Genomic DNA, 12,473 nt, shown 5'->3' with positions numbered 1-12,473 from the left:
ACACTAGATCCTGCCCATCAGCAGCAGGATCACGACGACCAGCACCACCAGGCCCAGGCCGCCGCTCGGGACGTAGCCCCAGTTGCGGCTGTGCGGCCACGAGGGCAGCGCACCGATCAGGAGCAGGATCAACACGATCAGGAGAATCGTCGATAACGTCATGGCCATCCCTCAGGCTTGTTGTGATGGCGCCATCGTCCATGCAGCGACGCGCGGCGTCGGCAGGTGCCGGGCGCGACAGGCGGTGAGGGTTTTCCTACGGTGGGTGCAGCCTCTTCTTCCCTAGAGTGCGGCGACTTCCACTGCCCGACGAGGAGAGCCCATGACCGACCGCCGCCTGTTCCTGGCCCGCTCCGCGGGCGCCCTGGCCGCCGTGGCTGCACCGGCCCTGGTGCGTGCCCAGGCTTATCCGGCCCGGCCGATCCGCTACATCTGCCCGTGGCCCGCGGGCGGCTCCACCGACGCCGTGATCCGCTCGCTCGCCGAGAGTGCCGGCCGCACCCTGGGCACCAGCATCATCGTGGACAACAAGCCCGGCGCCGGCGGCACGATCGGCGCGATCGAACTGGCCAATGCCAAACCCGATGGCTACGTGGTGTCGCAGTTGCCGCATGGCGTGTTCCGCATCCCTCACATGCAGAAGGTCTCGTTCGACGTGCTCAAGGACTTCACCTGGATCGCCTGCCTGACGGGCTACACCTTCGGCCTCGTGGTGCCGTCCACGTCGCCGATCAAGAGCATCCAGGACTACGTGGCCTACGCCAAGGCCAACCCCGGCAAGCTGACCTACGGCCACACCGGCGCCGGCACCAGCCCGCACCTGGCGATGGAGGAGTTCGCGCAGCGCGCCGGCATCCAGCTCGTGAACGTGCCGTTCAAGGGCAACGCCGACAACATGCAGGCCGTGCTCGGCGAGCACGTGATGTCGGCCAGCGATGCCACGGGCTGGGGTCCGCATGTGGAGGCCGGCAAGCTGCGCCTCCTGGCCACCTACGGCAGCCAGCGCACCAAGCGCTGGCCCCACGTGCCCACGCTGGACGAGCTCGGCTACAAGACGGTGTCGGACTCGCCCTTCGGTGTCTGCGGCCCCAGGGGCATGGACCCGGCCGTCGTGCGCGTGCTGCACGACGCCTTCCGCAAGACGCTGGACGACCCGGCCGTGCTCGCCACTTTCGACAAGTTCGATCAGACCGTCATCTACAAGAACACCGAGGACTACACGCGCTTCGCGCGCGAGAGCTTTGCCTCGGAGAAGGCCACCATCGAGCGGCTCGGCCTCGCGGCCAAGAGCTGATCAGAGCTTGGCCAGCCGGTCCAGCGCCGTGCGCAGCGTGGCGTCTTCCTTGGCGTAGCAAAAGCGCACCACGCGCTGGTCGAAGTTGTCGGCGTAGAAGGCCGACAGCGGGATCGCGGCCACGCCGATCTCGGTGGTCAGCCACTGGCAGAACTCGGCCTCGGGCAGGTCGCTCACAGCCGAGATGTCCACGCACTGGAAGAAGCTGCCCTCGCTGGGCAGCAGCTGGAAGCGGGTCTTGGCCTGCAGCCCCGCGCGGAACAGGTCGCGCTTGGCCTGGTAGAAGGCCGGCAGTGCCAGGTAGCGTTGCGCATCGGCCATGTAGCGTGCCAGGCCATGCTGCACCGGCGTGTTGACCGTGAACACGTTGAACTGGTGCACCTTGCGGAACTCCGCCGTCAGCGCCGCGGGCGCGGCCACCACGCCGACCTTCCAGCCCGTCACGTGGTAGGTCTTGCCGAAGCTGGAGACCACGAAGGCGCGCGCCGCCAGGCCCGGGAAGCGCGCCGCGCTCTCATGGGCGCGGCCGTCGTAGACCATGTGCTCGTAGACCTCGTCGCTGATCAGGAACACGTCGGTCGGCGCCAGCAGCTCCTCGAGCTTGCGCATGTCGTCTGCCGACCAGATCGTTGCGCTCGGGTTGTGCGGCGAATTGACAAGGATGGCGCGCGTGCGCGGCGTGATCGCGGCGGCGATCTTGTCGAAGTCGGGCCGGAACGTTCCCGGTACCAGCGGCACGCGCACGACCGTGCCGCCCGCCAGCTCGATGTTCGGGATATAGCTGTCGTAGCAGGGCTCCAGCACGATGACCTCGTCGCCGGGCCGCACGATGGCCAGGATGGCGGTCAGGATCGCCTGGGTGGCGCCGGCCGTGATGGTGATCTCATCCAACGCGCTGTAGCGCTTGCCGTGCAGCGCTTCGATCTTGCCGGCCACGGCCTCGCGCAGCGGCAGTACGCCGGCCATGGGCGGGTACTGGTTCAGGCCTTCGCGCATGGCCTGGTCCACGGCATCCACCAGCAGCGGGTCGCAGGCGAAGTCGGGAAAGCCCTGGCCCAGGTTCACGGCGTTCTTCTCGGTCGCCAACGCGGACATGACGGTGAAGATGGTGGTGCCGACCTTGGGCAGCTTGCTCTGGATCGTGGGGGTACGGGGTGCGATCGACATGGGGGTGGACAGAAGAAGGGTCAAAGCTCGTAGTCGTTGGCCTGGCCGGTCATGGCTCTTGCGACCAGGTTGCGGTCCAGCCGGTCGCTCAGCAGTTCGGCGAAGCGGTAGACGAAGTTGCGCAGGTAGGCGCCACGCTTGAAGGCCACGCGCGCCACGTTCATGCCGAACAGCTGGCCCATGGGGCGCGACACGAGTTCGCTGCCGGGGTCGTCGCGCACGGCCATCTCGGCCACGATCCCGAGGCCCAGGCCCAGGCGCACATAGGTCTTGATGACGTCCGAGTCGATCGCCTCCAGCGCGATGCGCGGCGTCAGGTGGCGCTGCGCGAAGGCGTGGTCCACGCGCGTGCGGCCCGTGAACGAGGGGTGGTAGGTGATGATGGGCTCGGCCGCGATGTCTTCCAGCGTCAGGCGCTCCTTGGTCGCCAGCGGGTGGTCCTTGGGCAGCACCAGCACGTGCTGCCATTCGTAGCAGGGCAGGGTGAGCAGCTCGGTGTAGTTGGACAGCGATTCGGTGGCGATGCCGATCTCGGCAACCTCGTCGATCAGCATGCGCGCCACCTGGTCGGGCGCGCCCTGGTGCAGGCTCACGTTGACCTTGGGGTAGGCCTCGCGCAGCCTGGCCACGGGCACAGGCAACACATAGCGGGCCTGGGTGTGGGTGGTGGCGATCGACAGCGTGCCGCTGTCCTCGGCGCTGAACTGCTCGCCGATGCGCTTCAAGTTGCCGACCTCGCGCATGATCAGCTCGATGCTGCGCAGCACATGCTGGCCGGGCTCGGTGATGCGCTTGAGGCGTTTGCCGTGGCGCGCGAAGATCTCGATGCCCAGTTCCTCTTCCAGTTCGATGATGGCCTTGGACACCCCTGGCTGCGAGGTGTGCAGGGCCTTGGCCGCCTCCGTGAGGTTGAGGTTGCGGCGCGCGGCCTCCTGGACAAAGCGGAACTGGTGCAAATTCATAATGATTTCGCCTAACGACGAAGATCATTATGTCGCAATCGTCTAAAGGCTCGCCAACTGGGCGAACAGGTCCAGCGCGCTGGGATGCTCTCCCACGGGCGGAAGCAGCTGAATGCTGAGATGGGGGCAGCGTTTCTGCAGTGCGTGCACCAAAGCGGGGAGATCCTCGCGCGCATGGCGCCCCATGCCCAGGAACATGGGCAGCACGCGCAACTCGGTCACGCCCAGCGCCACGAGCTCTGCACTGGCCGTGGCGAAATCGGGCGTGCACAGCTCCAGGTAGGCGCAACGCACTGCGGGGGCATCGGCTTGCGCCGTGATGCGCGCGGCCACCGCCTCCATGGGGGCGCGCCAGGCCGCGTCGCGCGAGCCATGGCCGAACAGCACGATGCCCTTCATCGCCGCAGCACCAGCCAACCGAAGGCCCCGAGCGAGATCGCGCTGTAGATCAGCCCCGGTGCCGCCGCCGTCAGCCAGGGCTGCCAGTTCTGCAGGTTGCCGATGTAGCCGAACACGTTGTTGAGCAGGAAGAAGCTGATGCCGGCCATCACACCGCCGAATACGTAGCCCGCGATGCCGGTGTTGCGAAAGTGCAGGTACGCGAAGGGCAGGGCCAGCACCACCATCACCACGCAGCTGATCGGGTAGAACACCTTGCGCCAGAACTCGATCTCGAAGCGCTGGGCCGACTGCTGGTTGGCGTTCAGGTGCTGGATGTACTGGAACAGGTCGATGGTGCGCATGCGGTCGGGCTTGAGCAGCGCGGTGGTGACCATCTCGTAGGTGATGCCGGTGGGCCATTGCACGGTGGGCAGACGCTCGCGCTGCACGCTGGCCTCGTCGCCGGCGTGGCGGTAGATCGTGCGCTGCACGCCGTCCAGCTCCCAGCCGCCGCTGGCGAAGCGGGCACCATTGGCCTGCAGGGCCGAGCGCAGTGTGTTGCGGCCGTCGAACTCGAAGATGCGCACGCCCTGCATCTGCCCGTCCGGCGTCAGCGCCGCGACGTTGACGGCGTAGGAGTGCTCGCGCTGCCCCTCCTTGAGCCAGGCGCCGGTCTGGCCGATCGTGATGCGGCCCTGGTAGCGGGCCTTGAGCAGCTGCGCCATGCGGTCGGAGGCCGGGGCCACGTAGTCGCCCACGGCGAAGGTCAGCAGCACGAAGCCCAGGCCCAGCGTCACCAGCGTGCCCAGCGCCCGCCACGGACCCAGGCCGCTGGTGCGCAGGATGGTGTATTCGGAGCTCTGGGCGAAGCGCGCCATCACGAAGATGGTGCCGATCAGCAGCGTGATGGGCAGCAGCTCGTAAAGGTGGTTGGGCACCAGCAGCGTCACGTACAGCAGCGCGTGCGTGAGCTGGTAGCCGGCGGCGCCGTACTTGCCGATGTCCGACAGCTCGTCGACGAAGTCGAAGAAGAAGAACAGCGCCAGGAAGCCCAGCGTGACGAAGCCCACGGCCGTCAGCTGCTCGCGGTAGATCAGGCGGCGGATGGTTTTCATGTGGCTTGCGCGGAGTCGGGCAGGGCGCGGCCGCGGCGCAGCCAGGCACGCAGGCTGAAGCGGTGGTGGCGCTGCGCCAGCGCCAGCAGCGCCAGCAGCAGCACGCCGCCATGCACCAGCACGACAAAGGCCGCGAAGCCGACGCGGCCGCTGGCGATCCAGCTCTGCCCCAGGTTGATCAGGTTGTAGTAGACGACGAAGGCGAACAGCGACAGCACCAGGTTGCCGCTGCGCGCCGAGCGCGGGTTGCCGCTGGCCAGCGCCAGCGAGAGCAACAGGAAATTGAATGCCGCGATCGCGAAGCCGATGCGCCAGGACAGCTCGGCCTGGTTCACGGGCGTGGGTTCGGCCAGCAGTGCCATGGTCGACAGCGTGCGCGGGTTCACGCGCTGCGCACCACCGGCGTTGCTGTCGCCGATGCGCGTGCCGTACTCCTGGAACTCGGTGATGCGCAGCGACTCCTTGCCGGCGATGGTCTCCAGCCGCTGGCCATCGGTCAGCAGCACGAAGCGGTCGTCACCGCGGATCTCGGTGCGGGCCGCACGTGCCGAGGTGACCGACTCCTTGCCCGCGTCCTGGGCCGACATGAACACGTTGTTCACGTTCATCGCGTCCGGCGAATCCTTGTCGACGAAGAACACGCGGCTGCCGTCGGCCGATTCCTGGAACTGGCCCGGCGTCACGCGCTCCACGTCGCTGCGCTGCTCGAAGCGCGAGCGCAGCTCCTGGATCTGCTGGTTCGACCATGGCCAGACCACCAGCGCCATGCTGGCCACCACCAGCAGCATCGGCCAGGCGAAGCGCAGCAGCGGCACGAACAGCCGCGCCGGCCCCTGGCCCGCGGTGAACCAGATCACCATCTCGCTGTCGCGGTACATGCGCGAGAGCGTGGCCACGCAGGCCACGAACAGGCTCAGCGTGAGGATGGTGGGCAGGTGGCCCAGGATGGTGTAGCCCAGCACCTGCAGCACGTCCGAGGGATTGACGCGCCCGCGCGAGGCGAGCCGCAAGGTGCTGATCAGCAGCATGGTCATCACGATGGTGATGAGGGCGACGAAGGTCGCGCCAAAGCCCCTGGCCAGCTCCTTGCGTAGGGAGGAATGGAATAACATGGCCGGCCAAAAAAAGGCTGGATTATGAACTTCGAACTCAAGTCCCTCGACGCGGCAGGCTGTGCCAGCGCCAGGTGCGATGCTCTGCTGGTACTGGTGCCCGAAACCGCGGCAACGGGCAAGGACGCACTGTCCGGCTGGATCGCGCAGGCGCGCAAATCCGGCGATCTCGACGGCAAGGCCGGCAAGACGCTGGCGCTGTACCAGCCGCAGGGCGTGGCGGCCACGCGGGTGGTGCTGGCCGGCAGCGGCGACGGCAGCGCGCGCACCGTGCGCCAGGCCGTGCTGGCCGGCATGGGCACGCTGCGCCAGGCCAAGCGCCTGGTGCTGTGCTGCGCCGGGACCTGGACCGAGTCCGCGCTGCACGCCGCCATCGCCGCCGTGGCCGATGCCAGCTATGTCTACACCGCCACCAAGTCCAAGGCCGAGCCGCGCAAGCTGGCCCAAGTCGTCGTTGCCGTGGCCGAGGTTGCCAAGGCCCGCGCCGCGTTCGACCAGGCCGTGGGCCTGGTGGCCGGCGTGGAGTTCGCCAAGGAATGGGGCAACCGGCCTGGCAACCATGCCACGCCCACGCTGATCGCCAACGCCGCCAAGTCGCTGGCCCGCCATCCCGGCATCAGCTGCGAGGTGCTGGGCCCGCGCGAGGTCGCCAAGCTCGGCATGGGTGCCTTCATGGCCGTGGCCCAAGGTTCCGAGGAGCCGCTGCGCTTCGCCGTGCTGCGCTACAACGGCGCGGCGCGCGGTGTGGCGCCCACGGTGCTGGTCGGCAAGGGCATCAGCTTCGACACCGGCGGCATCTCCATCAAGCCCGCCGGCGAAATGGACGAGATGAAGTTCGACATGTGCGGCGCCGCCAGCGTGCTGGGCGTGTTCCGCGCGCTGGCCGAGATCCGGCCCGCCATCAACGTGGTCGGGTTGATTGCCAGCTGCGAGAACATGCCCGACGGCCGCGCCATCAAGCCCGGCGACGTGGTCACGAGCATGAGCGGACAGACCATCGAGATTCTCAACACCGATGCCGAGGGCCGGCTGATCCTGTGCGATGCACTGACCTACGCCGAGCGCTTCAAGCCCGCGGCCGTCGTCGACATCGCCACCTTGACGGGCGCCTGCGTGGTCGCGCTCGGCGGCGTGCGCAGCGGCCTGTTCTCCAACGACGAGGCGCTGGCCACCGCGCTGCTGGCGGCCGGCGAGAGCGCGCTCGATCCCTGCTGGCGCCTTCCGCTGGACGACGATTACGCCGACGGCCTGAAGACCAACTTCGCCGACGTGGCCAACGTGGCGGGCCGCGCGGGCGGTGCGGTCACGGCCGCCAAGTTCCTGCAGCGCTTCGTCGGCACGCGCGCCTGGGCGCACCTGGACATCGCCGGCACGGCCTGGAAGGGCGGTGCCGCCAAGGGCTCGACCGGTCGCCCGGTCGGCCTGCTGTTGGCCTACCTGCTGGGCCAGGCGGCCGCCGCTGCGCCCAAGGCTGCCGCCCGCAAGCGCAGCGTCAAGACCTGACAGGCCGTGAGCGGGAGCCATCCGCGGGCATGACCGAGATCGCGTTCCACTTCAACGCCCCGGACAAACTGGCCTACGCCTGCCGGCTGCTGCGCAAGGCCGTGGCGGGTGGCGCGCGCGCCGTCGTGAGCGGCCCGGACGACATGCTGGCCCGGCTCGACCAGCAGTTGTGGACCTTCTCGCCGCTGGACTTCGTGCCGCACGCCATGCTGGGCAGCAGCCCGGAGCGCGTGCTGGCCGCCTCGCCCGTGGTGCTGGCGGTGGACGTGCTGCAGGCACCGGCGCTGCCCGTGCTCGTGAACCTGGGCGGCCTGGTGCCGGCCGGCTTCGAACGCTTCGAGCGCCTGATCGAGGTGGTCAGCAACGACGAGGAAGACCGCTCGCTCGCGCGCGGGCGCTGGAAGCACTACGTGGCGCGCGGCTACGACATCGTGCGGCACGACCTGGAACTCAAGGAGTGATCCCATGAGCGAGCTGCCCCGCGTGCCGCCGCGTTACGTGCCGGTGCTGACCGAGGTGGTCGGCGCCGCGGCGCGCGTGGAGCCCGTGCCGCCGCCCTTGGCGCCACCCACTCCGGTGGCAGCGCCGCGCGATGCGCAGGCGATCGAAGACCAGCTGCTGCACCGTGTCATGCAGCGTGTGGACCTGGCGCTCGAACAGCAACTGCACGACGCCGTCGCCAGCATGGTGCTGCAGCACACGCACGCGCTGGTGCCGCGCCTGCGCGAGGAGATCGAGTTCGTCGTGCGCCAGGCCGTGGCCGAGGCCGTCGCGGCCGAACTGGCCCAGCGTCCACCTGCGTGAAACCCCTAGTGGCGTTTGTGCCGATCGGCGCAGCCGGGCCCGCAAATTGCATACCGGCAGATGTATAAACCTGATCTCTCGTTTTTCCCTGTCTGGAGGATTCTTATGCAGTTGAAATGGACCGCTGTCGCCCTGGCCGCCATGGTGCTCGTTGCGTGCGGCAAGAAGGAAGAACCGGCGCCAGCGCCCGCATCTGCGCCCGCCGCTGCCGCCCCCGCCGCGGCCCCCGCTGGCGAGACGGTCACCGTCCGCATCGGCCACGTCGGCCCCACCAGCGGCCCGATCGCCCACCTGGGCAAGGACAACGAACTCGGTGCCCGCATGGCCATCGAGGAACTCAATGCCGCTGGCTTCAAGATCGGCGACAAGACCGCCAAGTTCGAGCTGCTGGCCGAAGACGATGCTGCCGATCCGAAGCAGGGCACCTCGGTCGCCCAGAAGCTCGTGGACAGCAAGGTCCACGGCGTGGTCGGCCACCTGAACTCGGGCACCACCATCCCCGCCTCCAAGATCTACAGCGACGCCGGCATTCCGCAGATCTCGCCGTCCGCCACCAACCCCAAGTACACGCGCCAGGGCTTCAAGACCGCCTTCCGCGTGGTGGCCGATGACGTGCACCTGGGCAGCACGCTGGGCAAGTACGCCGTGGGCGAGCTGGCCGGCAAGTCGGTCGCCGTGATCGACGACCGCACGGCCTACGGCCAGGGTGTGGCCGAGGAGTTCGAGAAGGCCGTCAAGGCCGCCAACGGCAACCTGATCGGCCATGAGTTCACGACCGACAAGTCGACCGACTTCAACGCCATCCTGACCAAGCTCAAGGCCGGCAAGCCCGACGTGCTGTTCTACGGCGGCATGGACGCCGTGGCCGGCCCGATGCTGCGCCAGGCCAAGCAGCTGGGCCTGACGGTCAAGTTCATGGGTGGCGATGGCATCTGCACGAACGAGCTGTCCAAGCTGGCCGGCGACGCCATGGCCGACAGCCAGGTCGTGTGCGCCGAAGCGGGTGGCGTGGACGGCGACCTGAAGCCAGGCCTGGACAAGTTCAAGGCCGACTTCCAGACCAAGTACAACGTCGACGTGAAGCTGTACGCCCCCTACGTCTACGACGCGGTGAAGGTGCTGGCCACGGCCATGCAGAAGGCCGGTTCGCCCGAGCCCGAGAAGTACCTGCCCGAGCTCGCCAAGATCGAATACAAGGGCATCACCGGCAACATCGCCTTCGACGAGAAGGGCGACATCAAGAACGGCGCGCTGACGCTGTACACCTACAAGGGGGGCCAGCGCGAACAACTCGCCGTCGTGCGTTGAGTCTTTCCGCGGCATGAGCGACAAGGGGCCTTCGGGCCCCTTGTCTTTTGGAGGCTAGGCGGCGGGCCGCAACCGGCGCGGATCGAGCGCCGCGACGAGCCGCGCGGGCAGCGGCAACGGTTCGCCATGCAGGCGTGCGGCGATGAGCTCGGCGGCCAGTGGCGCCAGCGTGAGGCCGCGCGCCCCCAGGGCCGTCAGTACCCACAGGCCGGTGGCCCAGGGGCCGGCCAGCGGCAGCCGGTCCGGCGAGGTGCAGCGCACACCGGCCCAGCCCTCGGGCGCAGGCCCCTGGGCGATGGCCTGGCCGGTGGCTGGCAGCAGCGTCTGCAGCCGTTCGAGGTTGTAGCGCTGCTCTGCCTCGCGCAGGTCGGTGGCCGTGTCGCCGCGCTCGAAGCTCGAGCCGCTGAGCCAGACCGAGCCCTGTGCGCCAGGCACGCCGGGGATGAAGTGGCCATGGCCGTTGACCGGCGTGGCCGGCACCGGCAGCGTGGGCGGGCAGGGTCCCATGCTGACCTGGCCGCGCACGTTCTGCAGCCCCTGCATCTGCAGCAGGGCCGCGCTGCCGATGCCGGCCGTCACCACCAGCAGCGGCGTGGCGTGCAGTTCACGGTCGTCGGCATCGCGCAACGACCAGCCCTGGGGCGTGGCCTGCACCCTGGTGGTGCGGCAGCCGCCCTGGAAGCGGATCGCGGGATGGGCGAGCAGGGCCTCGACGAGCCGGGCCGGGCGCACCCAGCCAGCCAGCGCATGCCATTGCGCGGGCGGGTCCGCGGGCAGGCCCGCGGCCCGCAGCTGCTCGGCATCGGCGGCCGCGCTGAACGCATCGCCTGGCGTGGCCAGCGGGCGCGCGCCGCGCAGGCGCCGCTCCAGCACGCCGGTCAGCGCGTAGTCCTCGCCTGCGCGCAGCAGTGCCTGCAGCAACTGTGCGGTGCAGCGCGCACCCGCACGCGAGAGCTGCGTGGGCAAGGTGTCGCTGGCGGCGTCGTGCGGCGAGAACAGGCCCGCGGGCAGGCCGGAAGCGCCGGCGGCCGGCGCCGCGCCGGCGTCCAGCACCCGCACCTGCCAGCCGCGCTCGGCCAGCTGGCGCGCCACGCAGGCGCCGGCCAGGCCGGCGCCCAGCACGGTGCAGTGGCCGGGCTGGGCGGGCGGGCCGTCGTCCTGCCAGGGCTGCTGGCGCAGCCGGGGCGTCCAGGCTGGCGCATAGGTGGCCTCCAGCCGGTCGCGCTTGGGCGGTACGCCGGCCACGCGCTGCACCGTGAAGCCGCACGGCGCGAGGTTGTCGCGCACGGCGCGTGCGATGGTCCAGGTGGCCAGCCGGGTGCCGTTGCGGCAGCAGCGCGACACGGCCTTGAGCGTGTCCAGGCTCCAGATGTCGGGGTTGCGGGCCGGGCTGAAGCCGTCCAGGAACACGGCGTCGGCCTGGCACACGAGTTCGCGCAGCATGGGCTGGGCCTCGCCGATGGCCAGCGTCAGCAGCACGCGGCCCTGGTCCAGCCGCAGGCGGTGCACGCCGGGCCGCAGGCCCCAGCACTGCGCGGTCAGTTCGTCGGCCAGCGGCCGCAGTTCGGGGAAGGCCTGCGTGCTGCGGCGCAGGTCCTCGGCCGACGCGGGGTAGGCCTCGACTGAGACGAAGTGCAGCCGCGCGGGGCGCTCCGGGTCGGCGCGCCAGGCGGCCCAGGCCACCAGGAAATTCAGGCCCAGGCCGAAGCCGGTCTCCAGGATGGTCCAGTGCGGCTGTCCGGCCCAGGCCTGCGGCAGGCCGCAGCCGTGCAGGAACACGCCGCGGGCCTGCGCCAGCGCGGCTTCGGAGCGGTAGCGGTCACCGAAGCGCGGGTTGTAGGGAGCGCCATCGGCCAGCCATTCGATGGGCTCGGCCACCGGTGCTCAGGCGGCAGGCGGCACGTAGCCCTGGACGGCGTCGGCACCAGCGCCGAAGAAGTGGTTCTCCATCTGGCGCGTGAGGTACTGGCGCGCGCGCTGGTCGGCCATGTTGAGCTTGTTCTCGTTGATCAGCATGGTCTGCTGCTTGAGCCAGGCGGCCCAGGCTTCCTTGCTGACGCTCTGCCAGATGCGCTTGCCCAGCTCGCCCGGGTAGGGCGGCAGGTCCAGGCCTTCGGCTTCGCGGCCCAGTTTGATGCAGTTCACCATGCGTGCCATGTCGGTCTTCCTTGAGGGTGCGGGCCGTGGGCGGCCTCGTGGGATGCGGATTGCGGGCGCGGATTATCGGCCGCCCAGCAAGCCATCGACGATCAGGGCCCAATGCGTGGGTTCCACCGGCGTGATCGACAGCCGGCTGCCACGCTGCAGCACCACCATCGCGGCCAGGTCCGGATGCGCGCGCAGCGCGGCCAGCGGCAGCAGCCGGGTCTTGCGCAGCGCTTGCACGTCGCGCAGCAGCCAGCGCGGCGCCTCGGGCCTGGACGCCGGGTCGTGGTAGGGCGAGGCCGGGTCGAACTGCGTCGGGTCGGGCCGCACTTCGGAGGCCACGCGCGCGATGCCGGCGATGCCGGGCTCCGGGCAGCTGGAGTGGTAGAACAGCACGCCATCGCCGACCTGCATGCCATCGCGCATGAAGTTGCGCGCCTGGTAGTTGCGCACGCCGGTCCAGGGCACGGTCTGCCCGGGCGCGGCCAGCGCGTCGTCGATCGAGCATTCGTCGGGCTCGGACTTCATGAGCCAGTAGTGGGGCGCGCGGGCGGTGGCTGCGTTCATGGTGGAAGTGGGGGTGAAAGGCCGCACGAGGATGCCACAGCGGGCCGCGCCGTTCTCCTACAGGCCCGGCCGGCGCACGGTGGCACAATTTTCCCGCCAAAACGTTTGCTTCCCA

14 protein-coding genes are annotated in these 12,473 nt (G+C 69.5%); 5 read left to right on the top strand and 9 right to left on the bottom strand.

The window, feature by feature from the left end; translation table 11 throughout:
• Positions 1-3 precede the first annotated feature (3 nt).
• A complete protein-coding gene (locus ASF45_RS34885; RefSeq protein WP_082551431.1) occupies positions 4-162 on the bottom strand; it encodes a DUF3309 family protein in 159 nt (52 codons plus the stop codon).
• A gap of 160 nt (positions 163-322) precedes the next feature.
• Between ASF45_RS34885 and ASF45_RS32615 the strand changes: the two genes are divergently transcribed.
• Positions 323-1,294: a tripartite tricarboxylate transporter substrate binding protein gene (locus tag ASF45_RS32615; protein ID WP_056673569.1), complete on the top strand. Its 972-nt coding sequence runs from the start codon at positions 323-325 to the stop codon at positions 1,292-1,294.
• Here ASF45_RS32615 and ASF45_RS32610 read toward each other — a convergent pair whose 3' ends face one another.
• Genes ASF45_RS32610 through lptF form a run of 5 tightly spaced genes read right to left on the bottom strand, consistent with a single transcriptional unit; the run spans position 1,295 to position 6,031 of the window.
• Positions 1,295-2,461, bottom strand: coding sequence for a pyridoxal phosphate-dependent aminotransferase (locus ASF45_RS32610; RefSeq protein ID WP_056673567.1), 1,167 nt, complete (start codon positions 2,459-2,461; stop codon positions 1,295-1,297).
• 20 nt (positions 2,462-2,481) lie between these two features.
• Entirely contained in the window at positions 2,482-3,423 is a 942-nt protein-coding gene (locus ASF45_RS32605; protein WP_056673566.1) for a CysB family HTH-type transcriptional regulator, read from the bottom strand.
• Between the two features lie 42 nt (positions 3,424-3,465).
• Positions 3,466-3,822, bottom strand: coding sequence for a sirohydrochlorin chelatase (locus tag ASF45_RS32600; protein ID WP_056673563.1), 357 nt, complete (start codon positions 3,820-3,822; stop codon positions 3,466-3,468).
• Positions 3,819-4,919 (bottom strand): LPS export ABC transporter permease LptG, encoded by a 1,101-nt coding sequence (gene lptG, locus ASF45_RS32595; RefSeq protein ID WP_056673560.1) that lies wholly within the window; start codon positions 4,917-4,919, stop codon positions 3,819-3,821. The genes ASF45_RS32600 and lptG overlap by 4 nt, the downstream gene beginning before the upstream one ends.
• Positions 4,916-6,031 carry an LPS export ABC transporter permease LptF gene (lptF, locus tag ASF45_RS32590; RefSeq protein WP_056673556.1) on the bottom strand — a complete coding sequence of 372 codons (1,116 nt, stop codon included), beginning with the start codon at positions 6,029-6,031 and terminating at the stop codon, positions 4,916-4,918. Before lptF ends, lptG begins: the two co-directional genes overlap by 4 nt.
• A gap of 24 nt (positions 6,032-6,055) precedes the next feature.
• Between lptF and ASF45_RS32585 the strand changes: the two genes are divergently transcribed.
• The 4 genes from ASF45_RS32585 (at position 6,056) to ASF45_RS32570 (ending at position 9,646) form a co-directional block, all read left to right on the top strand.
• The gene (locus ASF45_RS32585) at positions 6,056-7,534 is read left to right on the top strand and encodes a leucyl aminopeptidase (protein WP_056673551.1); all 1,479 of its coding nucleotides are present in this window, start codon (positions 6,056-6,058) and stop codon (positions 7,532-7,534) included.
• Between the two features lie 29 nt (positions 7,535-7,563).
• Positions 7,564-7,995 carry a DNA polymerase III subunit chi gene (locus tag ASF45_RS32580; protein WP_056673547.1) on the top strand — a complete coding sequence of 144 codons (432 nt, stop codon included), beginning with the start codon at positions 7,564-7,566 and terminating at the stop codon, positions 7,993-7,995.
• 4 nt (positions 7,996-7,999) lie between these two features.
• Positions 8,000-8,338, top strand: coding sequence for a hypothetical protein (locus tag ASF45_RS32575; RefSeq protein WP_056673546.1), 339 nt, complete (start codon positions 8,000-8,002; stop codon positions 8,336-8,338).
• Positions 8,339-8,443: 105 nt separating this feature from the next.
• Positions 8,444-9,646 carry a branched-chain amino acid ABC transporter substrate-binding protein gene (locus ASF45_RS32570; protein WP_056673543.1) on the top strand — a complete coding sequence of 401 codons (1,203 nt, stop codon included), beginning with the start codon at positions 8,444-8,446 and terminating at the stop codon, positions 9,644-9,646.
• A gap of 54 nt (positions 9,647-9,700) precedes the next feature.
• Here ASF45_RS32570 and mnmC read toward each other — a convergent pair whose 3' ends face one another.
• The 3 genes from mnmC to ASF45_RS32555 form a co-directional block, all read right to left on the bottom strand.
• Positions 9,701-11,524 (bottom strand): FAD-dependent 5-carboxymethylaminomethyl-2-thiouridine(34) oxidoreductase MnmC, encoded by a 1,824-nt coding sequence (mnmC, locus tag ASF45_RS32565; RefSeq protein ID WP_056673538.1) that lies wholly within the window; start codon positions 11,522-11,524, stop codon positions 9,701-9,703.
• A gap of 6 nt (positions 11,525-11,530) precedes the next feature.
• Positions 11,531-11,803 carry an oxidative damage protection protein gene (locus ASF45_RS32560; protein WP_056673535.1) on the bottom strand — a complete coding sequence of 91 codons (273 nt, stop codon included), beginning with the start codon at positions 11,801-11,803 and terminating at the stop codon, positions 11,531-11,533.
• A gap of 63 nt (positions 11,804-11,866) precedes the next feature.
• Entirely contained in the window at positions 11,867-12,358 is a 492-nt protein-coding gene (locus tag ASF45_RS32555) for an EVE domain-containing protein (RefSeq protein WP_056673532.1), read from the bottom strand.
• Positions 12,359-12,473 lie beyond the last annotated feature (115 nt).

The organism is Pseudorhodoferax sp. Leaf265, assembly GCF_001422365.1.
In the GTDB taxonomy this organism is placed as follows: domain Bacteria; phylum Pseudomonadota; class Gammaproteobacteria; order Burkholderiales; family Burkholderiaceae_C; genus Pseudorhodoferax.
The sequence above is the reverse complement of the archived record's forward strand: the minus strand, read 5'-3'. Positions and strand labels throughout refer to the sequence as shown.

Coding starts and splice junctions, on each gene's coding strand:
- ASF45_RS34885 (WP_082551431.1), bottom strand. CDS start 162: ATGACGTTATCGACGATTCTCCTGATCGTGTTGATCCTGCTCCTGATC.
- ASF45_RS32615 (WP_056673569.1), top strand. CDS start 323: ATGACCGACCGCCGCCTGTTCCTGGCCCGCTCCGCGGGCGCCCTGGCC.
- ASF45_RS32610 (WP_056673567.1), bottom strand. CDS start 2,461: ATGTCGATCGCACCCCGTACCCCCACGATCCAGAGCAAGCTGCCCAAG.
- ASF45_RS32605 (WP_056673566.1), bottom strand. CDS start 3,423: ATGAATTTGCACCAGTTCCGCTTTGTCCAGGAGGCCGCGCGCCGCAAC.
- ASF45_RS32600 (WP_056673563.1), bottom strand. CDS start 3,822: ATGAAGGGCATCGTGCTGTTCGGCCATGGCTCGCGCGACGCGGCCTGG.
- lptG (WP_056673560.1), bottom strand. CDS start 4,919: ATGAAAACCATCCGCCGCCTGATCTACCGCGAGCAGCTGACGGCCGTG.
- lptF (WP_056673556.1), bottom strand. CDS start 6,031: ATGTTATTCCATTCCTCCCTACGCAAGGAGCTGGCCAGGGGCTTTGGC.
- ASF45_RS32585 (WP_056673551.1), top strand. CDS start 6,056: ATGAACTTCGAACTCAAGTCCCTCGACGCGGCAGGCTGTGCCAGCGCC.
- ASF45_RS32580 (WP_056673547.1), top strand. CDS start 7,564: ATGACCGAGATCGCGTTCCACTTCAACGCCCCGGACAAACTGGCCTAC.
- ASF45_RS32575 (WP_056673546.1), top strand. CDS start 8,000: ATGAGCGAGCTGCCCCGCGTGCCGCCGCGTTACGTGCCGGTGCTGACC.
- ASF45_RS32570 (WP_056673543.1), top strand. CDS start 8,444: ATGCAGTTGAAATGGACCGCTGTCGCCCTGGCCGCCATGGTGCTCGTT.
- ASF45_RS32560 (WP_056673535.1), bottom strand. CDS start 11,803: ATGGCACGCATGGTGAACTGCATCAAACTGGGCCGCGAAGCCGAAGGC.
- ASF45_RS32555 (WP_056673532.1), bottom strand. CDS start 12,358: ATGAACGCAGCCACCGCCCGCGCGCCCCACTACTGGCTCATGAAGTCC.